Genomic DNA, 20,569 nt, shown 5'->3' with positions numbered 1-20,569 from the left:
CCGTCAGGGGATGGCGATGACTCTGCGGCTGTCTCCGGAGGACGAGCGAGCCTTGGCGGCGCTGGCCGAGGCCGAGGGTGTGAGCAAGCAGGAGGCGACGGTGCGGGCGATCCGTGAAGCGGCCGCGCGACGTGGGCACGAGGAGCGTGTGCGCGAGTTGTCCGCACGTGGGCGAGAGCGGTACGCCGATCTGCTCGAGCGTCTCGGGGGCTGACCCTTGGAGTACCTGACTACGGAGGACCTGCTCGCCCTGGCATCGGACCTGCGCGTAGGCCCGATCCAGGACCTTGGCCTCTTGGACTCCGCCGCCCACCGTCCCCGCGCCAGCGTCTTCGGTCGTGACGCCTACCCCGGCATCGACGCAAAGGCGGGTGCGCTGCTGGAATCCATCGTCGTCAACCACCCGCTGGTTGATGGCAACAAGCGGCTGGGGTGGCTCGCGGTAGTCGTGTTCTACGGCATCAACGGCGTCGATCTCGAGGCGCCTGACGACGACGCCTACGACCTGGTCATCGCTGTCGCCAGCGGCACGGCCGATCACCAGGTGGCAGCTCGCCACTTGGCCAAGTGGCACTAGTGCCGGTGATCGGCTCGCGGCATGAGCGGATGGGTCGACGCCGGCTTGGGTGAGCGCCAGTGATTCGCGGACCTCGGCCGAGCAGGTGGTCGTCTTCGCCAGCTGACAAGTTTGTAGTCCTCTAGATGGGCGTGACCCAGCCGTGACGACCGAGCCGCCACTCGAAGCCGTCGATCGTCACCGTGTATCGCGGCACGTCGGGTCGCCACCATAGGAGGCTAGGACGGTGCTCAACCTGGCCCTGCCCGGCCATGTAGGCGCGCAGGACCACTGCCAGCGCCCTGAGGGCAGACTCCTTCTCCATCTCGTCATCGCCGTAGTGGAAGACCGTGCAAGTGACCCTGAAGTCCACGATGTGTGCTTCGGACCACTCGTGACTGGCGACCAGGACAGCATTTCGGCCGCCCTCGCGCCGGCGCACGACATACGCGTGCGGCATCGACGGGCTGTTGCCCTCTGCTTCAATCGAGACGCGGTCGCCGAAGACGTCTCCAGCGACCCTCAGAAGGAGGGCGTTCATGTCAATGCTCACCTGCCCAGTCTGGCGGGAGCGCGATGGCCAAGCACGTGCATTAACAGCGACCCTGAGACGGCGGCGCCGGTCCCGTGCTGGGACTGACACCTCCGACCTCGAGCGACCTGCGGCAGATCCGGTAATCGCGAAGCGGGCGGGCAAGACCGGTCCGACTGGCCTTTGTCCCCTGGTCCGCGATCTGGGGGTCGCTGGTTGGTCCTGGTTCAGAGCATGGAGCCTAGGTCTGATCCGACGGTGGGGTAGGCGGCGGTCATCGACTTCAGCTGGCGGGTGGTGAGTCCCAGCTTCATGGCGAGGGCCAGGGTGTTGACGAGTTCGGCGTATTCGGGGCCGAGCAGGTGGGCTCCCACGATGGTGTCGGTGGAGCGGTCGATCAGGATCTTGGCCGCGGCGGTCGTCTCCCCGATCCGGTAGTTGGAGTACCAGCTGCTGGTGTCGGAGTAGCGGACGTTGATGTCGATGCCCCGGGCGAGGGCTTCGTCTTCGAGCAGGCCGACCCGGGTGAGTTCGGGGATCGTGAACACCGCGGTGGGCACGCCGGTGTAGTCCGGGGCGGTCGTGGTGCCCTTGAGCATGTTCGACGCGGCGACCTTGCCCTCGAACACGGCGACCGGGGTCAGTGGCATGCCGGGGGTGCTGGCCGCGTCGCCGGCGGCGTAGACCGCCGGGTTGCTGGTGCTCTGCAGGTGGGCTGCTACGCGGACCCCGTCCTCGTCCGACTGGACGCCGGCGGCGTCCAGGTCCAGGGTCGTCAGCTCGGGGGTCCGGCCTGCGCCGTGGACGACCAGGTCGAACTCGGCTGTCCTTGACCGCCCTGATTCATCCACGCTTACCTGATAGCCGGTGGCGGTCGTCTCCACCGCGGTGAGCGTCGCAGAGCGCCAGGTCTGGATCCCGACCTGGGCGCTGCGGTCGATGAGGAGGTCGACGAGGTCGGGGTCGAAGGCCTTCAGCGGTCGAGGTTTGCGGTCCAGGATGACCGGGGTGCTGCCGGCCCGGGCGGCGATGTGGGCGAACTCGAAGGAGATGAAGCCACCGCCGACGAACAGGATCCGTCGCGGCAGCTCGGGCAAGTCCAGGAACCCGGTGCTGTCTACCAGGTGCTCGTGCCCGGGCAGGTCCAGCGGGCGCGGGCGGGCACCGGTGGCGATGAGGAAGTGTCGGCCGGTGTAGGGGGCGTCGTCGATGGCCACGGTGTTGGGACCGGTGAACCGCGCCGTCCCGTGGAAGGTGGTGACCCCGTTGCCTGACAGCCCTTCCTCCATCTGCGCGGGGACGGGGTCGGTGAAGCCGTGCTTGTGCGCCATGAGGTCGGCCCAGTTGATCGACAGGCCGTCGTCGTCGATGCCCTTGCCGCGCATCAGGCGGGCGCTGTCGATGACCTCCGCACCGCGGCGCAGGATCTTCTTGGGGTCGCACCCGCGCAGGGCACACGTGCCGCCGTAGGGCAGGGCGTCGACGATCGCGACTTTCCACCCCGCGGAGGCGCACTTGTTCGCCGCCGTGACGCCGGCCATGCCGGCACCGATGACGATCAGGTCGTAGTCGTAGGTCATCGCGTGGCCTCCTGGGCCAGCCCCAGCGCTGCGTACAGCTGTCCCGTGGTCGGTGCCCCAGCCAGGCCGTCCGCCGTGTGGTAGACCCGGCACGACAGGCCCCCTGCTGAGTCTGGGGCGCAGAACGCGTCGGTATCGTCGACCAGCACTGTGGGTGAGCCGCGAAAGCCCACCTGTTGGGCCTGCTCGAGGGTCTCGACGCGCTGACGCCGGATCCTGACTTCCGGGTGCTCGGCCGCGATCGCGACCAACCTGCGGTCAGTCACCTTCCAGTTGGGGCAGTCCTCGAAGTAGAGCAGGCAGACGTCCATACCCGCGACGCTAGACCTTGTACCCTGGTACAAGGTCAAGCGTGAGAGTAGGACAGCGCGAATGCGGATCGGAGAGCTGGCCGAGTCGGCCGGAGTGAGCAGTCAGACCATCCGCTTCTACGAGCGCCAGGGCCTGCTGGCCGAGCCCGCGCGCGGGGCGAACGGCTACCGCGTCTACGAGGAGTCCGCAGCCACACGGCTGCGCTTCATCGCCATGGCGCAGGCCGCCGGGCTCACGCTGTCCCAGATCCGCAGCATCCTGGACCTGCGTGACCAAGGGACCACCCCCTGCCAGCACGTCACCACACTCCTGGACACCAGACTCGCCGACGTCCGGAGACGGATCCGCGACCTCCTCACGCTGCAGACAGAGCTCGAGACCCTGCTCCAGCGCAGCCGACTGCTAGACCCCGGCGACTGTGCAGACCAGGACATCTGCCACATCCTGTCCCCGTCGCAGTAGTCTTCGCCCAGGCACGACCCGGACCCCGACCTCGCGCGCCAGCCATAACACGCCGGAACAAGGCGGGCTGTCCCGTCCGCCCACTGCAGCACCAGCATGGCCGATGGCGCGGGCGCAGCAGGTGAGTGTGCATCCACAGGGGGCCGGTCTGTCGCGGCCCGCCGCGGTACGCCAGTCCACCTGGCCCCCCGTGACGCACGGCACGCGGCAGTGCGCTAACATCGCTCTATGACGATGACAGCGAAGGTCCCGATCGGCCATGAAGGTCCGGAGCGCGATGCAGGGCTCCCCGTGGCGGCTGCGCTGTTCCACGGCCTGTCGGACCCGTCGCGGTTGGCGATCCTGCAGCACCTGAGCCTGGGCGAGCACCGGGTGCGTGACCTCACGGAACACCTTGGGCTGGCGCAGTCGACCGTGAGCGCCCACCTGGCGTGCCTTCGCGACTGCGGCCTGGTGGTGTCCCGGCCGCAGGGCCGGGCCTCGATGTTCTCGCTGACCAGTGCCCCCGAATTGCTGGGCGTGCTGGACGCGGCGGAGCGGCTGCTCGCCTCCACGGGGTCCGCCGTGGCGCTGTGCCCGAACTACGGCATCGGCACCGAGGGCAACCCCGCCCCGGAGCAGCTGCGCACGCACACGGGGCAGGGGGAGGGCGCGTGAGCCGCGAGGAGACCCCGCAGCGGGAGGTGGTCGTGGACGCGTGCGGGTGCGAGATCCCGCCGCCAGCCACCGGCGGTGGGGATGTCGAGGAGCCGGTCACCCGGCTGTGGGACGTGCGGGAGGTGCAGCTGGGCCTGCTCTCCGGCGCCCTGCTCGGAGCGGGGTTCCTGGCCGGGCTCGGCGGCTGGGAGACTGTGGAACTGGTGCTGGCCGCGGCGGCGCTGCTGGTGGGCGGGTCCACGTTCGTGCCCGGGGCGCTGCGGAGGCTGGCGCGCGGCAAGCTCGGGGTCGGTCTGCTGATGACCATCGGTGCCGTGGGTGCCACCCTGCTGGGGCAGGTGGAGGAGGCCGCCGCGCTGGCGTTCCTGTTCTCCCTCAGCGAGGGCCTGGAGGAGTACTCCCTGGCCCGGACCCGGCACGGCCTGCGGGCGCTGCTGGACCTCGTGCCCAAGGAGGCGACGGTGCTGCGCGGGGGCCGCGAGGTCGTCCTCGACCCCGCCCGGCTGGCGATCGGGGACGTGATGGTCGTCCGGCCCGGGGAGCGGCTGGCGACCGACGGTACCGTGCGCAGCGGGCGCAGCAGCATGGACACCTCGGCCATCACCGGGGAGTCGATGCCGGTGGAGACAGGCCCCGGTCAGGAGGTCTTCGCCGGCTCGATCAACGGCACCGGCGCCCTGGAGGTCACGGTGACCTCCACCGCGCAGGACAACTCCCTGGCCCGCATCGTGCACGTCGTGGAGACCGAGCAGTCCCGGCGCGGCGCCACGCAGCGGCTCGCGGACCGGATCGCCCGCCCGCTGGTGCCCGGCATCCTGGTCGCCGCGCTCCTGACCGCGCTGCTCGGCGCGCTCCTCGGTGACCCGTCGGTCTGGGTGCACCGGGCCCTGGTCATGGTCGTGGCCGCCTCCCCGTGCGCGCTGGCGATCTCGGTGCCGGTCACCGCGGTGGCCTCGATCGGCGCGGCGAGCCGCCGCGGGATCCTGATCAAGGGCGGTGCGGCGATGGAGGCCCTGGGCAGGGTCCGCACCGTGGCCCTGGACAAGACCGGCACACTCACGCGCAACCGGCCGGCCGTGGTCGACGTCGCTACCGCACCGGTGAGCGACCGGGACCAGGTGCTGGGGTGGGCGGCCGCGCTGGAGGCCCGCAGCGAGCACCCGCTGGCGGCAGCTATCCTGGCCGCCTCCGCCACGGTGCCCGCCGCGCAGGACGTGCGGGCCGTGGTCGGCGCCGGCCTGGTCGGCACGGTCGACGGTGCGCGGGTCCGGCTCGGCAGACCGGGCTGGGTCGACCCTGGTGACCTGGCGGGTGACGTGCGGCGGATGCAGCAGGCCGGCGCGACCGCGGTCGTGGTCGAGGTCGACGGTCAGCCGGTCGGTGCCATCGCCGTCCGGGACGAGCTGCGGCCCGAGGCCGCCGAGGTCATCGCCCGCTTCGTCGACCACGGCTACACCGTGGCGATGCTGACCGGGGACAACCAGGTCACCGCACGGGCCCTGGCCGCCGAGGCCGGCATCGAGCAGGTGCACGCCGACCTGCGCCCGGAGGACAAGTCGCAGGTGGTCACCTGCCTGCGCGCCCAGGGGCCGACCGCGATGGTCGGTGACGGTGTCAACGACGCGCCCGCGCTGGCCACCGCGGACGTCGGCGTGGCGATGGGCGCGATGGGCACCGACGTCGCGATCGAGACCGCCGACGTCGCCCTCATGGGTGATGACCTGCGGCTGCTGCCGTATGCGTTCGAGCACGCCCGCCGCACCCGCGCCATCATGCTGCAGAACGTCGTGGTCTCCCTGGTCCTGATCGCGGTCCTGATCCCGTTGGCCCTGCTCGGCGTGCTGGGTCTGGCCGCGGTCGTCCTCGTCCACGAGCTGGCCGAGGTCCTGGTCATCGCCAACGGCGTCCGTGCCGGCCGCAGCAGACACCTGGTCGCCCCCGGCGCGGCGCAGGACCGCGCCCACCTGGAAGGAGCTCACGCATGAGCGCAGGTCACGACCACGGGACCGTCACCACCCACCGGGGCCGGCTGGCGGTCGCGTTCGCGATCACCGCGACCATCCTGGTCGCCGAGGTCATCGGAGCGTTGTGGACGGGCTCCCTGGCCCTGCTGGTGGACGCCGGGCACATGCTCACCGACGCTGCCGGGCTGGGCATGGCGCTGGTCGCCGCGTCGGTGGCGCTGCGCCCACCGACCGCCGAGCGGACCTGGGGGTTCCGCCGGGCGGAGGTCCTCGCCGCCGGCGCGCAGGCGGCCGTGCTCCTGGGTGTCGGGATCTATGCCTTCGTCGAGGGCGTCCGCCGCCTGTACGAGCCGCATGAGGTCAGCTCCACCGGCCTGCTGATCTTCGGCATCGTCGGCCTTGCCGGAAACATCGCCTCCGTGCTGGTCCTCAGCTCCGGACGCGGCGCCAACCTCAACATGCGCGCCGCGTTCCTGGAGGTCGTCAACGACGCCCTGGGGTCGGTGGCCGTCATCATCAGCGCCATCGTCATCACCACCACCGGGTGGGTCCGCATCGACGCCATCGCCGGCATGCTCATCGCCGCCCTCATCGTGCCCCGCGCCGTCACCATCCTGCGCGAGGCGGGCCACATCCTGCTGGAGTCCACCCCCAAGGGGCTGGACCTCGACGACGTCCGCGCTCACGTACTGGCGGTCCCGCACGTGCAGGACGTGCACGACCTGCATGCCTCCACCATCGCCACCGGCCTACCCGTGCTGACGGCTCACGTCGTCCTGGACGAGGAGTGCTTCACGGACGGTCACGCCGCCGAGATGCTGGCCCGTCTGCAGGACTGCGTGGCTGACCACTTCGAGGTCAGCATCGAGCACTCCACCTTCCAGCTCGAACCACCCGGCCACGCCGATCGCGAACACACCGCCCACGCCTGACCCTGCGAGAGCAGTCCGTGACGCTCACTACGGTCCTTCTCATGGGCCCCGAACACTTCGCGCTACCTTCGACCGGCGGACGGGACGCGCTCCGTGTTGCCCGCCCCCGACGGCCAGTCACATCTTGCCCCACAGTCTTGTAGTGGCTCTTCTACCGCGTGGGAGGCTGCCGGCACACCAGACCTACCCCCCATGGCTTGCGCCACAAAGGGCGCTGCGTGAAGCAGAGCCCCGCCGAACTGGTCCCAACAGGGTGGCGGCCCTACCTGCGGATTGTGATCCGGAGGAACACGACCACCTGAACCTGACCCCTGCGGGAGGATGACGGGTCCGGCGGTCGGCGGCCCCGGCGCGGTCGCGATGAACCGTCTGCGCGCGCTGACCGCTGCGCAGCGTGTCAGGGCGGGAGGCGAGGTCAGCCGTGACGTCCGGTGGCGCCGTGGTGGTCAGCGGGCCTTTCGTCGTGACCCGCGCCCGGAGCCCCGTCGGGGTGCCACGCCGGAGCGTCGTCGCGTTGGCGGTCTGGCGCGTCTTCGTGGTGCCACGCTGGAGCGTCGTCGCGTTGAGGGGCTGGCGCGCCGTCGTGGTGCCACACGGGAGCGTCGGCCATGCCGCGGCCCTGCGTTTCGGCCATCTCAACGTGACGCTGCTCGTGGTCCAGGCGACTGTCGGCACAGAATCCCTGTCCGATATGCAGTCCCTCGACGAGGTCAGCGTCGAGGTGGTGCCACACCGGAGAGTCGGTGCTCCCGCCGCCGTCCCTTTCCAACATCTCAACGTGACGCCGCTCGTAGTCCACGAGACTGTCGGCACAGGATCCCTGTCCGATGTGCAGTCCCTCCACGAGGCCAGAGTCGGGATGGTGCGGCCCCGGTGCGAACGCCTCCGCGACCGGAAGGTCGGCCTGGACGGCGACCACGGGAGTGGCGCCTGAGACGCTCATGATCGCCGCAGCGAGCGCAACGCAGGTCCGCGGGAGGGTGGGGGTTCTCATGACTGCTCCTTGGCTGTGACCAGACCTCTGGAATCCGGTCACTTCCAACGATCCTCCCCTCTTGGGCGGTGCGATAGGGCATCGAACCGTCATGGGGTGTGATAATTACGACATCACGTAGGACTAGCTCGTCTATGAACCGACTGCCCTGCCGGAAACTGCATCCAGGGCTCAACAGAAGCGTCCGCTACTCGGCGTGGCCGGCCGTGGTCAGGCCCTTGCCGAAGCATCCGACTCTCGGCGGATCCGGTCTGTCACGACCCTCCCGCGGGTGTCCTCGTCACCTGGCCAAGCGCTGACGCGGAGCGCGTGACTTTCATGGCCTCGGCCTCAAGAGAAACGCAGGGGCGCTGGCACGGATAGCCGCCCTCGCGCCCGAGGGCACAAGAAGCATCGAGAGCGACGGGCCGCGCACGTGGCGGACACCTGCTGTCCGCATCGCAGGGCAGGCTGAGCGCATGGCACTCAAGTGGTACACGATCGTCGTCGACTCCCTCGACCCTCAGGCCCAGGCTCGGTGGTGGGCGCAGGTCCTCGACTGGACCACGGTCTACGACACCCCCGACGAGGCGGTCATCGTCCCCCGGCACGCCTTGGAGGAGCACGAGCAGGGGCCGGTCACCCACCTCGACACGTGGATGCGGCGGGGCCAGGGCCTGGTCTTCGTGCCGGTCCCCGAGGGCAAGACGCTCAAGAACCGCCTGCACATCGACCTGGCGCCGCACACGTCCCAGGACCGCGACGCGGAGATCCAGCGGCTGCTTGAGCTCGGCGCCACCAAGGTGGACGTCGGCCAGGACGTCGACAAGGTCAGCTGGACGGTCCTCGCCGACCCGGAGGGCAACGAGTTCTGCGTGCTGTCCAGCCGCGACCAGTGACCGCCGGCACGGCCGGGCGATGAGGGCTGGGAGGCTTCTAGCCCCCGTTCCCGGACACCTCACGCACGTGCTCGGCGAAGCCGGGCATCGTGAACTCCAGATGCCCGTGGCTGACGCGGGCGATGATGCCCTTGTTGATCAGGCTCGCGCGCGTCTGGCTGATCGAGCTCGTCGGCACGCCCAGCGCCGCAGCCACCGTCGAGCGCGGCACGGGCGAGACGCCGGCGGTGGCCATCGCGGTGAGGAAGGCCTGCTCCGCCGCGGTCGCGGCGTCCCAGCGTCCCTGGAAGAGCGTGCGCAGCCGCTCCCGCGCCACCTCCCACCCCTCCTCGGTATGCCGTGGCCCGATCGAGCCTCCCGCGTCGGGTCTCGCGACGTCCCAGGTCGCGGCGCCGACCAGCTGCAGCAGGTACGGGTAGCCGTTGGCGTAGCCCTCGGCGAGCGAGAGGGCTGACGCCGCCCACCGGACACCGGCCTCGGCGGCCGGCTGCACGAGGGCCCGCGCGGACGCCCCGGCGTCGAGGGCGGGCAGGACGGCATAGTCCCAGCGCTCGGCGAAGGTCGCCGCCGAGGTCAGGTGTCCCGGGGTGGACGGGAGGCCGGCCCCTAGGACGACGAGCGGGTTCACGTCGCGCTCGTTGGCCAGGGCCTGCAGTGCGTTGAGGAGCACGCCGGTCTCGTCGAGGGCCGGGGCGTGCAGCTCGTCGAGGCAGAGCAACAGGCCGGCTCCCCCGCGCTCGCGCACCGTGCGCGCCGCCGAGCGCAGCACCTCCTCGGTGGCGAGCACCCGGCCGGGCGAGCTCTCCTCCTGGGGCGGACGCACCCACTCACCCGTCGCCTTCAGCCCCCGACCACCGACCTCGACGCGCAGGGACTCCCACCGGGGCGACGTCATACCGGGGGTGATGCCGACCTGCTCCAGACCTCGCTCGACCGCGGAGACGAGGTCGGCGAGGACCGGCTGGCCCTTGACGCACGGGACCCAGGCGACGGCATACCCCTTGGGCAGGGCGAGGTCCTCCGAGGCGCGCAGGAGCGAGGTCTTGCCGAGACCGCGCGGCGCCACGAAGACGAGCGGGGCACCGGCGGGGCCGCCCTCGGCGACGCGGTCCAGAACGACCTCCACGCGGGCGAGCTCGTTGTCGCGCCCGGCCAGGTAGCGCGGGATGTCGCCCGGCGTGTAGGGGTTCGGCTCCATGGCGGCTCCTCCCGAGCGGTTTCGCATACTTCTGGCTTCGCATACTTCTGGATAGGTGTCCAAACCTATCCGCGGACTGCTGGATAGTGTGGTCGGCGTGACCGACACACCCCAGACGCAGGACCCGTTCGACCCGACGCAGTGGAGCGTCGTCCCGGGCTTCGAGGAGCTCGTCGACATCACCTACCACCGCCATGTCGAGCTCGGCTGCGTGCGCATCGCCTTCGACCGGCCCGAGGTGCGCAACGCCTTCCGGCCCGGGACCGTCGACGAGCTCTACCGCGCGCTCGACCACGCGCGGATGACGCCCGACGTGGGCGTCGTGCTGCTCACCGGCAACGGCCCCTCCCCGAAGGACGGCGGATGGGCGTTCTGCTCCGGCGGCGACCAGCGGATCCGCGGGCGCAGCGGCTACCAGTACGCCGCCGAGGGGACCGCCGACGACACCGCGTCGGGCGTGGACGAGGCGCGGGTCAAGGCCGAGGGCGGGCGCCTGCACATCCTGGAGGTCCAGCGGCTCATCCGCACGATGCCCAAGGTCGTCATCGCGGTCGTCAACGGCTGGGCGGCCGGCGGCGGGCACAGCCTGCACGTCGTCTGCGACCTGACGATCGCCTCCCGCGAGCACGCGCGCTTCAAGCAGACCGACGCCGACGTCGGCAGCTTCGACGCCGGCTACGGCTCGGCCTACCTCGCCAAGCAGGTCGGGCAGAAGTTCGCGCGCGAGATCTTCTTCCTCGGCCGCGCCTACGACGCCGAGACGATGCAGCGGATGGGCGCAGTCAACATCGTCGCCGACCACGCCGAGCTGGAGACGGAGTCGATCCAGGTGGCCCGCGAGATCCTCGGCAAGAGCCCGACCGCGCAGCGGATGCTGAAGTTCGCGTTCAACCTCACCGACGACGGGCTCATGGGCCAGCAGGTCTTCGCCGGCGAGGCGACCCGCCTGGCCTACATGACCGACGAGGCCGTCGAGGGCAAGGAGTCCTTCCTGGAGAAGCGGGCGCCGGACTGGTCGCCGTTCCCCTGGTACTTCTGAGTCCGCCGACGCTCCCTGCCCGCTGAGGCGGAGACCGGCCCGCAGGGCCGTCCGGCACGATGGGTCCATGCACGTCTACTCCGAGCCCTGGACCCCCGCCGCCGACCGCTACGACTCGATGACCTACCGGCGGGTGGGTCGCAGCGGCACGGCGCTGCCTGCGATCAGCCTCGGGCTGTGGCACAACTTCGGCGACGACGTGCCGCTGGAGCGCCAGCGCGCGACGGTGCGCCGCGCCTTCGACCTCGGCGTGACCCACTTCGACCTGGCCAACAACTACGGCCCGCCCTACGGAGCGGCCGAGCGCAACTTCGGGATCCTCTTCCGCGAGGACCTGGCCCCCTACCGGGACGAGCTGGTCATCTCCACCAAGGCCGGCTACGACATGTGGCCGGGCCCCTACGGCCAGGGCGGCGGCGGCCGCAAGTACGTCCTGGACTCCCTCGAGCAGTCGCTCACCCGCATGGGGCTGGACCACGTGGACATCTTCTACAGCCACCGCTACGACCCGGACACCCCGCTCGAGGAGACGATGGGCGCCCTGGACACCGCCGTCCGCCAGGGCAAGGCGCGCTACGTGGGCATCTCCTCCTACGGCCCCGCGCACACGCGTGAGGCCTACGAGATCCTGCGCGAGCTCGGCACGCCCCTGTTCATCCACCAGCCGTCCTACTCGATGCTCAACCGCTGGGTCGAGGACGGGCTGCTCGACGTCCTCGGCGAGACGGGCACCGGGTGCATCGCCTTCTCCCCGCTCGCGCAGGGGATGCTCACGGACAGGTACCTCCACGGCGTCCCCGAGGGTTCCCGCGCCGCGCAGGGCAAGTCGCTGGACCCGGCGCTGCTCACCGAGCAGTCGCTCGCCCACGTGCGCGCTCTTGACGGTATGGCGCGCGAGCGCGGCCAGTCCCTGGCCCAGATGGCGCTGGCCTGGCTGCTGAAGGACGAGCGGGTCACCTCGGTCCTCGTCGGGGCCAGCTCGGTGCGCCAGCTGGAGGACTCGCTCGGCGCGCTGCAGCACCTCGACTTCTCCGCCGAGGAGCTGGCGCGCATCGAGGAGCACGCGGTCGAGTCCGGCATCGACCTCTGGCGCCGCTCGTCCCAGGCCTGAGCCACGCGGCACAGCCCGGCGGAGCATGGATGTGCACCGCTGTCGTGTCACATTCATCGCCAGAGCAACCGATGTGACACCACAGAAATGCACAAGCATGGGATGGCCCGGTGCCAGGCGCGCGCGGGGGACTACGCGACGCAGACGACGGCAAGAGAGACGACTGCGAGAGAGGCCCCACACGAGCCCTCGCGTCCGGAGGGCCCGCCCGACCGGCCGTGCGACACTGGCCGGAGCCTCGACCGACCTGCTCAGGAGGGGACCATGCGCCGAGCCATCGCCACCGCCCTGACCGTGCCGACCCTGCTCCTCGCCGCCTGCAGCGACGGCGACGACGGCGGCACGACGCCACCCCCGGCAAGCTCGACGAGCTCCACGAGCGACGGGACCGCTGTCACCGTCGATCCCCCGAGCACCGACGGGGCGACGCAGACCGCCGACGACACCGCCGCCACCGGCGGACCCACCGGCGACGCCACAGCGAGCACCGCGGCACCCTCCGACGGCGAGGGCGGCGAGGCCGAGGGCGGCGAGGAGGGTCAGGCGGCGGCGGACGTGGCCCAGGCGTTCTTCGTGGCCTACATCCAGGCCGACCCCGACGCCTGCGACCTCCTGCTGTCCTTCTCCGACCCGTCGGTGCCGATGGCCGACGCCGAGGACGACCTGGAGGTGTGCCGGGAGGTCCTGCCGGCCGCGGTGAGCGGGGAGGTCGACGCCCAGCAGGTGGACGCCCAGGAGCAGGCCGAGATCCTCGAGGCCACGCAGATCCGGGGCGCCGCGGTCGACGGCGACTCCGCGGTCGTCGACAGGGACAACCTCTCCGAGCTGCTCCAGGACGTCCTCGGCGACGAGGTGATCGCCCTGCGCAAGGTGGACGGCACCTGGTACGTCGACCTCGACCGCTCCTTCCAGACGACCGCACCGTGACCGACCACCTCATCGCCCAGGGCGCCACCTGGGCCGAGCTCGCGCCGCTGCTGCGCCGCGTCCTCGACTCGGCCGACGACGCGGTCGTGGTGCAGACCTCGGGCTCCTCCGGCGAGCCCAAGCGGGTCCGCCTGCCCGGGCCCGCCCTGCGCGCCTCCGGCGAGGCCACCGCCCGGCTCGTCGGCCACGGCCGCTGGGTGCTCGCGCTCCCGACCCACCACGTCGCCGGCCTGCAGGTGCTGGCCCGGTCCGTCCTGGCCGGCACGAGTCCTGTCCCCGTCGCCCTGGACCCGGGTATGCCGTTCCGCCCCGCCCCCTTCGCCGCGGCGGTGGCGGAGGCTCACGCCGGGCAGGGGACACGCACGGACCACGCACGCCCCGTGCTGACCTCGCTGGTGCCGACCCAGCTCGCCCGGCTGCTCGACGACCCGGTCGGCGTCGCCGCGCTGCAGCGGGTGACCGTCCTGCTCGGGGGCGCGGCGGCCGACCCGGGCCTGCTCGCTGGGGCACGCGCGGCGGGTGCGCGCGTGCACACCACCTACGGGATGAGCGAGACCTGCGGCGGCTGCGTCTACGACGGCGTGCCGCTGCCCGGCGTCCGGGTCCGGATCGACCCGGCCGACGAGCGGGTCCACCTCGGTGGACCGGTGGTCGCCGGCGGCTACCTCGACCGGCCCGGCCTCACGGCCGAGCGGTTCCTCGTCGACGCCGAGGGCACCCGATGGTTCGTTACCGACGACCGCGGCAGGTGGGACGAGGCCGAGGGCCGGCTGACCGTCCTGGGCCGCCTCGACGACGTCATCGTCACCGGGGGCCACAAGGTGGAACCGCGCGACGTGGAGGCCGCGCTGCGGCGACTGCCCCAGGTGCGCGACGCCCTCGTCGTCGGCCTGCCCGACCCCGAGTGGGGCCAGCGGGTCGCCGCCCTCCTCGTGGCCGACAGCGCCCGCACCCCCACTACCCTCAACGAGCTGCGCATCGCCCTCTCCCCCACCCTGCCCCCGCACGCCCTGCCGCGACAGGTCGCCTGGCGCGACGCCATACCCCAACTCGGGCCGGGCAAGCCGGACCGGGCGACGGCGCGCGAGGACCTCGCCGCAGGAGCCCCTCAGGAAGCGGTGGCAGAATAGGGGGCTCAGTCCCCGGCCGGCAGGAGGTGTCCACGTGCTCCGCGTCATCGCGGCGGTCGCGCTGCTCGCCTTCACGATCTACTGCGTCGTCGACGCGGTGCAGACCGAGGACGAGCGGGTGCGGGGGCTGCCCAAGCCGCTGTGGCTGCTGATGATCCTGCTGTTCCCGCTGGTGGGGGGCAGCGCCTGGCTCATCGCCGGGCGGCCGACCAGCATCCTCGACACACTGCTGGACGGGCGGCGCAAGGGCGGGCCGCCGCAGGGACCGATCGGTCCTGACGACGACCCGACCTTCCTCAAGGGCCTGTAAAGGAAACAGATACGTGGCAACCCTCGCCCAGTGGATCGAGGGAGCGCGCCCCCGCACGCTCCCGGCCGCCGTCGCCCCCGTCATGGTGGGCACCGCCTCCGCCTACGCCCTCGGCGCGGCGGACGCGACGTTCGCGCTGCTGGCGCTGCTCGTCGCCGTCGGCTTCCAGGTGGGCGTCAACTACGCCAACGACTACTCCGACGGCGTGCGCGGCACCGACGAGGACCGCGTCGGGCCGGTGCGGCTCGTCGGGCAGCGGCTCGCGGACCCGGCCAACGTCAAGGCGGCCGCGTTCGCGTGCTTCTTCGGCGCCTCGGTCCTCGGCCTCGCGCTGGTCGCGCTGTCCAGCTCGTGGGTCCTGCTGGTCCTGGGCGCCGCGGCCATCTGGGCGGCCTGGAACTACACCGGCGGGTCCAACCCCTACGGCTACCGCGGCCTGGGCGAGGTCATGGTCTTCATCTTCTTCGGGCTGTTCGCCGTGCTCGGCACCACCTGGACGCAGGCCCAGCGGCTGGACTGGGCCACGCTCGGGGGCGCCGTGGGCTGCGGCGCGCTGGCCTGCGCGATCCTGGTCACCAACAACCTGCGCGACCTCGAGGGCGACCGCGCCGTCGACAAGCGCACCGTGGCGGTGCGGCTGGGCTTCCGCCGGACGCGCAGCCTCTACACCTGGCTGATCGTCATCGCCTTCCTCATGCTGGGCGTGGCCGCCCTCTCGCACCCCACCGCGCTGCTGGGCCTGCTGGCCGCGCCGCTCGCGGTGCGGCCGGTGCGGGTGGTCCGCGGCGAGACCTACGGCCGCGACCTGCTGCCCGCCCTCGCCCAGACGGGCGTCCTCCAGCTCGGGTATGCCGTGGCCCTCAGCCTCGGCCTCGTGCTGGCACCGCTGCTGCTGGGCTGAGCGCACACCCGCGCGGCAGAGACAAGATTCTGCACCTGGTGCAGCGTCGACGACGGCGCATCAGGTGCATCATCTTGTCTCTCTCGCCAGCCCGCGGCGAGCCCGCGGCGCGCCTGGCGGTCCACGCCGAAGGCCGCGCAGAGCCAGCCGCTACGCGCGGCCCTCGACCTCGTCGTCCTCGTCGTCCTCGGCGGTCCGACCCGCGTCCACCTTGGCCTGCCGACGGGCCACCCGGTCCTCCACGCGGCGCTCGATCCCCGCGGCCAGGACCTCCCGGTCGCGGGCGAGCAGGAAGAAGGAGGCGAGGGCCGACAGCAGCGCCGCACCGATGGCGGCCCACAGCATCGGCACCTTGAGCAGCGTCAGCAGCGCGAGGAACCCCGCGAAGACCATCAGCCGCATGACGGTGTAACGGAACGCGATCACGTGCTCACTCCTGAGTAGCTGTGCAGACCGGTCATCAGCAGGTTGACGGCCGTGAAGTTGAGGACGACGCAGACGAAGCCGGCGATCGCGATCCACGTCGAGCGGCGGGTGGTCCAGCCGGTGGTCGCGCGCGCGTGCAGGTACGCGGCATACACGACCCAGATCACGAAGCTCCAGGTCTCCTTGGGGTCCCAGCCCCAGTAGCGCCCCCAGGCCTGCTCGGCCCAGATCGCGCCAGAGATCACCGCGAAGGTCCACAGCGGGAAGGCGAAGACATGGATGCCGTAGGTCATCCGCTCCAGCGCCTGGGCACCGGGCAGTGCCGCGAGCCAGCCGCGCACCTCGCCGCGCCCCTCGGCCCGGTCCCGGAGCAGGTATGCCGTGGCCAGCGCCGCCCCGATCGTGAACAGGCCGACCGAGAGGGTCGCGATCGTGACGTGGATGACGAGCCAGACGTTCTTCAGCGCCGGCATGAGCTGGGAGGCCTCGGTGTACCAGCCCAGCCGCGCCGCGCCGACGATGAGCAGGACCGGCAGGACGACGAAGGCACCCAGCCAGAGGCGCTCCTTGCGCAGGCTCCACACGGAGTAGATGACGAGCGCGAACGAGGCGGTCATCAGCGCGAACTCGTACATGTTGCCCAGCGGGGCGCGGGTCACCGCGAGCGCCCGCAGCGCGGTGCCCCCGACGACGAGGAAGGTGGCCAGCCAGGTCAGCTGCAGCCCGACGACGCCCCAGCGCCGCGACGGGGCGGCCGCGGCAGTGACGGGCGCGCCCGCGGCAGTGGCGGGCGCGGCACCGGTCACGGCCAGGTGCGCGCAGAAGGCCAGCAGCGCCAGGGCGAGCACGGCGGTCGAGGCCCAGACGGCGTAGTCCGAGGCCATCGCCAGGGTGGGGTCGGTCATCTGTCGTCCTTCGTCACGTCGTCGGCGGGCACGGCACGGCCGCCCGCCGCTGTCACGGTCTGGGCGAGGATCCGCTCGACCAGCTCCTCCAGGCCCGGGTCGGTGCCCTTGGGCAGGCCCGCGACCGTCACCTCAGTATGCGTGCCGGCCCCGACCCGCACGAACACGCGCCGCCGCTTCACGCCGAGCATGAGGACCAGGCCCACGAGCGCCAGCCCGGCGAACAGCAGCGCCGGCAGCCGCCCGGGGTCGTGCCGCATGAGCAGCCCGCCCCACCGGATCACCGACTCCATCTCGATCGTGCCCCGCCCGCCGGGCAGCTCGACGCTCTCCCCCGGCCGCAGGGCCACGCTGAACGGTGTCTGCGGGTCCTCGTCCTTCATCAGCTGCGTCATGCCCTCGGTGTCGATCGAGAAGACCGACTGGGCCCGCCCCTCGGGGAAGAGGTCGCCCTCGAAGGCGGTGAGCACGAGCGCGGGGTCGACGAGGTCGGGGAAGGAGGAGACCATCCCCAGCGTCGGGTCCGCGGCGAAGGTCGGGAAGAAACCGCCGACGAAGCCGAGGTTGGGCTCCAGCCCGGTGACCTTGATCGCCCCGGAGGAGGAGTAGGTGTTGTCCTGCGGCAGGAAGGTCACCGCGTCCTGGTAGACCACCTGGCCGTCCGCGTCGCGCACGGTGACGACCGGGGCATACCCGTTGCCGAGGAGGTAGACGGAGGTGCCGTCGACGTGCAGCGGGTGGTTGACCGCGAACTCCTCGCCGAGCGCCGGCTCGTCCCCCTGCTGGACCGTCGCGACCCCGCGGAAGACGCGCGGCTGGCCGAACTGCGCCCCCTGCGCCTCCGCCTCGAACTGCACGTCGAGATCGTCCAGCCGCAGCGAGAAGACAGGCAGGTCCTCCTCGTCGACGAGCGGGCCGAGCTGGAGGGTGTCGAAGGCCCCGGCGCCGGAGGTGAACGTCTCCCGCTCCTTGACGATGATCTCCCCGCGCCAGCCGAACAGGTGCCCGACCGCCACCGAGACGATCACCCCGAGGATCGCGAGGTGGAAGAGGATGTTGCCCGTCTCCTTGAGGTAGCCCTTCTCCGCGGAGACGACGAGCGCGCCCGGCTCCTCGGCCCGCAGGCGGAAGCGGCGACCTGCCAGCGCCGCCCGGGCCGCAGCGACGGCCTCGGCCGGTGTCGCCTCGAGGAGGGTATGACGGTGCACCGGCAGGCGCTCGAGGTTGCGCGGGGTGCGGGGCGGGGGCGCGCCCAGGGAGCGGACCTGCTGCCGGATGCGCGGGATGATGCAGCCGACCAGGCTGATCATCAGCAGCAGGTAGATCGAGGCGAACCAGGGCGAGGAGTAGACGTCGAACATCCCGAGGCGGTCCAGCCACGGGCCGGCGTCGGGATGGTCCTCGAGGTAGCGGCGCACGCGGGCGGCGTCGACGCCGCGCTGCGGGAACACCGAGCCGGGCAGGGCCGCGACCGCCAGGAGCAGGAGCAGCGCGAGCGCGGTGCGCATGCTGGTCAGCTGGCGCCAGACCCAGCGGACCCAGCCCACGAGCCCGAGCCGCGGCCCGCCGATCGTCGTGCGGTCCTTGGGGTAGTCGGGCTCGATCCGCTCGCTGCCCTCGGGCTGCAGGTCCGCCTGCTGGTCCGTCGTCATCTCAGAGCACCGTCTCGAAGCCGCTGACCAGGCTCGCCTGGATCCACGCGGTCAGGCCGGCCCACACGCCGCTGACCATGAGCAGGCCGAGGACGACGAGCAGCCCGCCGCCGACCCGCTGGATGAGCACGTGATGGTCGCGCACCGCCCGCGAGGCGCGGCTGACCCAGCCCAGCCCGGCCGCGATGAGGAGGAAGGGCACCCCGAGGCCCAGGGAGTATGCCGTGCCCAGCACCAGGGCGCGCCCCACCTGGTCGTCGCCGGGGAGGATCGAGGTGCCGAGCGTCTGGATCGCCACGAGGGCAGGGCCGGTGCAGGCGCTGAAGCCCAGGCCGAAGGCGACCCCGAGCAGCGGAGCACCCGCCAGCCCGGCCGCCGGGCGCCAGCGCACCTGCCAGGACACGTCGGGCCGCACCAGCATGAAGATCCCGAGCGCGACCACCACGACGCCGGCGACCCGGAGCAGCACCCCCTGGTGCTGCACGAGGGCCAGCCCGAGGCCGGAGATCACCACGCTCATGAGCAGGAAGACCGCCGTGAAGCCGAGCACGAACAGGGCCGCGCCGAGGAGCAGCCGACGGCGCGAGGAGGGGGTGGGCGACGCCATACCCCCGACGTAGCCGAGGAAGCCCGGGACGAGGGGCAGCACGCACGGAGAGGCGAAGCTCACCAGCCCGGCCAGGGCGGCGACGACGGCGGCGAGGAGCAGGGGGCCGCTGAGGACGAGCTCGTTCACCCGGCGGCCTCGTCCGCGAGCACGTCCTCGACGAGCCCCCGCAGCGTCGCGGCGTCGACCTCGCCGCTGACGCGCGCCGCCACCCGACCCTGGCCGTCGAGCACCACGGTGGACGGGGTGGCGATGCCCAGGCCGCCCAGCTGCGCCCGGGTCCGGCCGCCGTCGTCCTGGAGGGAGTCGTACGGGATGTCGTGGGCGCGCTGGAAGGCGAGCGCGTTGGCGACCGTGTCGCGGGAGTTGATCCCGATGAAGCGCACCGGCTCGCCGGCCTCCGCGAAGGCCGTGGACACCTCGACCAGCGCGGGCGTCTCCGCGACGCACGGCCCGCACCAGGATCCCCAGACGTTGATGACGACGACCTCGCCGCGGTGGTCGGTCGCGGCCCACGGCTCGTCGTCGAGGGTGGTGCCGGTCAGCTCGATCACGGTGTCGCGCTGGTCCGGGGTCAGCTGCTGGATGGTGCCGTCGCCGGCGACGTAGCCCTTCTCGTCGCCCTGGCGCATCTGGGCGTTGATGCTCGTGCCGTCGTCGGAGCAGCCTGCCAGGGCGAGGGCGAGCGCCATCCCGAGCGCCGGTATGCCGTGCCGCACCCTCATTCGCCGATCACCTCGGTCGACGTGCCCGTGACGTCCAGGGCGCCCGCCAGCAGGTGCGCGGCCGGCTCGGTGTAGGTGATTCCCACGGGGTCGCTGCCGTGGAAGAGGATGCTCGTGACCGAGGCGAGGGTGCACTGGCGGCGGCGCGGGTGGTGCCAGAGGCGACGGCCCTCGATGAAGCGGCGCAGCGTCCAGATCGGCAGCTGGTGGCTGACCACCACGGCCTCGTGACCGGCGGCCTCCTGCCGGGCGGCCTCGACGCCGAGGCGCATCCGGGCCGCGATCTCGGTGTAGGGCTCGCCCCAGGAGGGGGTGAGCGGGTTGGTGTAGGCGCGCCAGTGCCGCGGCCGCCAGAACGCGCCCTCGCCACGGCCCGGGGTCAGCCCCTCGAAGGTGTTCGCCGACTCCGTGAGGCGCTCGTCCGCGTGGACGGTCAGCCCGTGCGCGGCCGCGATCGGGGCGGCGGTCTCCTGCGCGCGCTCCAGGGGCGAGGCGACGACGAAGGTGATGTCCTTCTCGGCCAGCGCGGCCGCGGTGGCCCGCGCCATCTCCTGGCCGCGGCCGGACAGCGGGTAGCCGGCCAGCCTGCCGTAGAGCACGCCGCCGGGGTTGTGGACCTCGCCGTGCCGGACGACGTGGACGACCGTCACCGCGCGTCCGTCGGGCAGCCGCCGCGGTTCGGCGGCAGACGGCGGGGCCGCGGGCTCGCTGGGCTCACGGTCGGGCTGGGGCATGCGCGGGATTCTCCCACGCCATCCTGTGCGCCTCCTG

24 protein-coding genes are annotated in these 20,569 nt (G+C 72.0%); 14 read left to right on the top strand and 10 right to left on the bottom strand.

What is annotated here, in order from left to right:
• Window positions 1-10: 10 nt before the first annotated feature.
• A complete protein-coding gene (locus tag IEV65_RS01105; RefSeq protein WP_188427778.1) occupies window positions 11-214 on the top strand; it encodes a toxin-antitoxin system HicB family antitoxin in 204 nt (67 codons plus the stop codon).
• 3 nt (window positions 215-217) lie between these two features.
• Entirely contained in the window at window positions 218-577 is a 360-nt protein-coding gene (locus tag IEV65_RS01100) for a type II toxin-antitoxin system death-on-curing family toxin (RefSeq protein WP_188427777.1), read from the top strand.
• 121 nt (window positions 578-698) lie between these two features.
• On the opposite strand, the gene IEV65_RS01095 is transcribed toward IEV65_RS01100, so the two are convergent.
• From IEV65_RS01095 to IEV65_RS01085, 3 genes are all read right to left on the bottom strand, one after another.
• Entirely contained in the window at window positions 699-1,109 is a 411-nt protein-coding gene (locus IEV65_RS01095) for a hypothetical protein (RefSeq protein ID WP_188427776.1), read from the bottom strand.
• Between the two features lie 206 nt (window positions 1,110-1,315).
• Window positions 1,316-2,668, bottom strand: coding sequence for a dihydrolipoyl dehydrogenase family protein (locus IEV65_RS01090; RefSeq protein ID WP_188427775.1), 1,353 nt, complete (start codon window positions 2,666-2,668; stop codon window positions 1,316-1,318).
• Window positions 2,665-2,979 (bottom strand): thioredoxin family protein, encoded by a 315-nt coding sequence (locus tag IEV65_RS01085; protein ID WP_141336930.1) that lies wholly within the window; start codon window positions 2,977-2,979, stop codon window positions 2,665-2,667. The genes IEV65_RS01090 and IEV65_RS01085 overlap by 4 nt, the downstream gene beginning before the upstream one ends.
• A 61-nt stretch (window positions 2,980-3,040) precedes the next feature.
• Here IEV65_RS01085 and IEV65_RS01080 point away from each other — a divergent pair, with 61 nt between their 5' ends.
• From IEV65_RS01080 to IEV65_RS01055, 6 genes are all read left to right on the top strand, one after another.
• Window positions 3,041-3,442 carry a heavy metal-responsive transcriptional regulator gene (locus tag IEV65_RS01080; RefSeq protein WP_141336931.1) on the top strand — a complete coding sequence of 134 codons (402 nt, stop codon included), beginning with the start codon at window positions 3,041-3,043 and terminating at the stop codon, window positions 3,440-3,442.
• A 234-nt stretch (window positions 3,443-3,676) separates the two neighbouring features.
• Window positions 3,677-4,099: an ArsR/SmtB family transcription factor gene (locus IEV65_RS01075; RefSeq protein ID WP_229735030.1), complete on the top strand. Its 423-nt coding sequence runs from the start codon at window positions 3,677-3,679 to the stop codon at window positions 4,097-4,099.
• Window positions 4,096-6,084, top strand: coding sequence for a heavy metal translocating P-type ATPase (locus tag IEV65_RS01070; RefSeq protein WP_188427774.1), 1,989 nt, complete (start codon window positions 4,096-4,098; stop codon window positions 6,082-6,084). Before IEV65_RS01075 ends, IEV65_RS01070 begins: the two co-directional genes overlap by 4 nt.
• On the top strand, window positions 6,081-6,995 hold the full coding sequence (locus IEV65_RS01065; protein ID WP_141336933.1) for a cation diffusion facilitator family transporter: 915 nt from the start codon (window positions 6,081-6,083) through the stop codon (window positions 6,993-6,995). Before IEV65_RS01070 ends, IEV65_RS01065 begins: the two co-directional genes overlap by 4 nt.
• A gap of 421 nt (window positions 6,996-7,416) precedes the next feature.
• Window positions 7,417-7,929 (top strand): hypothetical protein, encoded by a 513-nt coding sequence (locus IEV65_RS01060; protein ID WP_141336934.1) that lies wholly within the window; start codon window positions 7,417-7,419, stop codon window positions 7,927-7,929.
• Between the two features lie 518 nt (window positions 7,930-8,447).
• Entirely contained in the window at window positions 8,448-8,867 is a 420-nt protein-coding gene (locus IEV65_RS01055; protein ID WP_188427773.1) for a VOC family protein, read from the top strand.
• A 37-nt stretch (window positions 8,868-8,904) separates the two neighbouring features.
• Here IEV65_RS01055 and IEV65_RS01050 read toward each other — a convergent pair whose 3' ends face one another.
• Window positions 8,905-10,065, bottom strand: coding sequence for an ATP-binding protein (locus tag IEV65_RS01050; RefSeq protein WP_188427772.1), 1,161 nt, complete (start codon window positions 10,063-10,065; stop codon window positions 8,905-8,907).
• A 97-nt stretch (window positions 10,066-10,162) separates the two neighbouring features.
• On the opposite strand from IEV65_RS01050, the gene IEV65_RS01045 reads away from it, so the two are divergent.
• From IEV65_RS01045 to IEV65_RS01020, 6 genes are all read left to right on the top strand, one after another.
• The gene (locus IEV65_RS01045; protein WP_188427771.1) at window positions 10,163-11,104 is read left to right on the top strand and encodes a 1,4-dihydroxy-2-naphthoyl-CoA synthase; all 942 of its coding nucleotides are present in this window, start codon (window positions 10,163-10,165) and stop codon (window positions 11,102-11,104) included.
• 67 nt (window positions 11,105-11,171) lie between these two features.
• The gene (mgrA, locus tag IEV65_RS01040; RefSeq protein ID WP_188427770.1) at window positions 11,172-12,215 is read left to right on the top strand and encodes an L-glyceraldehyde 3-phosphate reductase; all 1,044 of its coding nucleotides are present in this window, start codon (window positions 11,172-11,174) and stop codon (window positions 12,213-12,215) included.
• A 264-nt stretch (window positions 12,216-12,479) separates the two neighbouring features.
• Window positions 12,480-13,142, top strand: a complete 663-nt coding sequence (locus IEV65_RS01035) for a hypothetical protein (protein ID WP_188427769.1) — start codon at window positions 12,480-12,482, stop codon at window positions 13,140-13,142.
• Complete coding sequence (locus IEV65_RS01030; protein ID WP_188427768.1) at window positions 13,139-14,272, top strand: AMP-binding protein; 1,134 nt, start codon at window positions 13,139-13,141, stop codon at window positions 14,270-14,272. Before IEV65_RS01035 ends, IEV65_RS01030 begins: the two co-directional genes overlap by 4 nt.
• Before the next feature lie 34 nt (window positions 14,273-14,306).
• The gene (locus IEV65_RS01025) at window positions 14,307-14,582 is read left to right on the top strand and encodes a PLD nuclease N-terminal domain-containing protein (protein WP_188427767.1); all 276 of its coding nucleotides are present in this window, start codon (window positions 14,307-14,309) and stop codon (window positions 14,580-14,582) included.
• Between the two features lie 13 nt (window positions 14,583-14,595).
• Complete coding sequence (locus IEV65_RS01020) at window positions 14,596-15,483, top strand: 1,4-dihydroxy-2-naphthoate polyprenyltransferase (RefSeq protein ID WP_188427766.1); 888 nt, start codon at window positions 14,596-14,598, stop codon at window positions 15,481-15,483.
• Window positions 15,484-15,633: 150 nt separating this feature from the next.
• On the opposite strand, the gene IEV65_RS01015 is transcribed toward IEV65_RS01020, so the two are convergent.
• From IEV65_RS01015 to IEV65_RS00990, 6 genes are read right to left on the bottom strand one after another with little or no spacing between them, the layout of a single operon-like run.
• Window positions 15,634-15,909, bottom strand: coding sequence for a DUF4229 domain-containing protein (locus IEV65_RS01015; RefSeq protein ID WP_188427765.1), 276 nt, complete (start codon window positions 15,907-15,909; stop codon window positions 15,634-15,636).
• Window positions 15,906-16,814 (bottom strand): c-type cytochrome biogenesis protein CcsB, encoded by a 909-nt coding sequence (gene ccsB / locus IEV65_RS01010; RefSeq protein ID WP_188427764.1) that lies wholly within the window; start codon window positions 16,812-16,814, stop codon window positions 15,906-15,908. Before ccsB ends, IEV65_RS01015 begins: the two co-directional genes overlap by 4 nt.
• Window positions 16,811-18,466, bottom strand: a complete 1,656-nt coding sequence (gene resB / locus IEV65_RS01005; protein WP_188427763.1) for a cytochrome c biogenesis protein ResB — start codon at window positions 18,464-18,466, stop codon at window positions 16,811-16,813. The genes ccsB and resB overlap by 4 nt, the downstream gene beginning before the upstream one ends.
• A gap of 1 nt (window position 18,467) precedes the next feature.
• A complete protein-coding gene (locus IEV65_RS01000; RefSeq protein WP_188427762.1) occupies window positions 18,468-19,202 on the bottom strand; it encodes a cytochrome c biogenesis CcdA family protein in 735 nt (244 codons plus the stop codon).
• Entirely contained in the window at window positions 19,199-19,798 is a 600-nt protein-coding gene (locus tag IEV65_RS00995; protein ID WP_188427761.1) for a TlpA family protein disulfide reductase, read from the bottom strand. Before IEV65_RS00995 ends, IEV65_RS01000 begins: the two co-directional genes overlap by 4 nt.
• Window positions 19,795-20,532 (bottom strand): histidine phosphatase family protein, encoded by a 738-nt coding sequence (locus tag IEV65_RS00990; protein ID WP_188427760.1) that lies wholly within the window; start codon window positions 20,530-20,532, stop codon window positions 19,795-19,797. Before IEV65_RS00990 ends, IEV65_RS00995 begins: the two co-directional genes overlap by 4 nt.
• Window positions 20,533-20,569: the final 37 nt, after the last annotated feature.

The sequence above is a fragment of the Ornithinimicrobium tianjinense genome (genome assembly GCF_014636495.1).
GTDB classification, from domain to species: Bacteria; Actinomycetota; Actinomycetes; order Actinomycetales; family Dermatophilaceae; genus Ornithinicoccus; species Ornithinicoccus tianjinensis.
Note: the sequence above shows the minus strand (reverse complement) of the source record. Positions and strands in the feature narration are given on the sequence as shown.

Bases quoted from the DNA above. Each gene is read 5' to 3' on its own strand.
- IEV65_RS01105 (WP_188427778.1), top strand. From the start codon at position 11: ATGGCGATGACTCTGCGGCTGTCTCCGGAGGACGAGCGAGCCTTGGCG.
- IEV65_RS01090 (WP_188427775.1), bottom strand. From the start codon at position 2,668: ATGACCTACGACTACGACCTGATCGTCATCGGTGCCGGCATGGCCGGC.
- IEV65_RS01085 (WP_141336930.1), bottom strand. From the start codon at position 2,979: ATGGACGTCTGCCTGCTCTACTTCGAGGACTGCCCCAACTGGAAGGTG.
- IEV65_RS01080 (WP_141336931.1), top strand. From the start codon at position 3,041: ATGCGGATCGGAGAGCTGGCCGAGTCGGCCGGAGTGAGCAGTCAGACC.
- IEV65_RS01075 (WP_229735030.1), top strand. From the start codon at position 3,677: ATGACAGCGAAGGTCCCGATCGGCCATGAAGGTCCGGAGCGCGATGCA.
- IEV65_RS01065 (WP_141336933.1), top strand. From the start codon at position 6,081: ATGAGCGCAGGTCACGACCACGGGACCGTCACCACCCACCGGGGCCGG.
- IEV65_RS01055 (WP_188427773.1), top strand. From the start codon at position 8,448: ATGGCACTCAAGTGGTACACGATCGTCGTCGACTCCCTCGACCCTCAG.
- IEV65_RS01050 (WP_188427772.1), bottom strand. From the start codon at position 10,065: ATGGAGCCGAACCCCTACACGCCGGGCGACATCCCGCGCTACCTGGCC.
- mgrA (WP_188427770.1), top strand. From the start codon at position 11,172: ATGCACGTCTACTCCGAGCCCTGGACCCCCGCCGCCGACCGCTACGAC.
- IEV65_RS01035 (WP_188427769.1), top strand. From the start codon at position 12,480: ATGCGCCGAGCCATCGCCACCGCCCTGACCGTGCCGACCCTGCTCCTC.
- ccsB (WP_188427764.1), bottom strand. From the start codon at position 16,814: ATGACCGACCCCACCCTGGCGATGGCCTCGGACTACGCCGTCTGGGCC.
- resB (WP_188427763.1), bottom strand. From the start codon at position 18,466: ATGACGACGGACCAGCAGGCGGACCTGCAGCCCGAGGGCAGCGAGCGG.
- IEV65_RS00995 (WP_188427761.1), bottom strand. From the start codon at position 19,798: ATGAGGGTGCGGCACGGCATACCGGCGCTCGGGATGGCGCTCGCCCTC.
- IEV65_RS00990 (WP_188427760.1), bottom strand. From the start codon at position 20,532: ATGCCCCAGCCCGACCGTGAGCCCAGCGAGCCCGCGGCCCCGCCGTCT.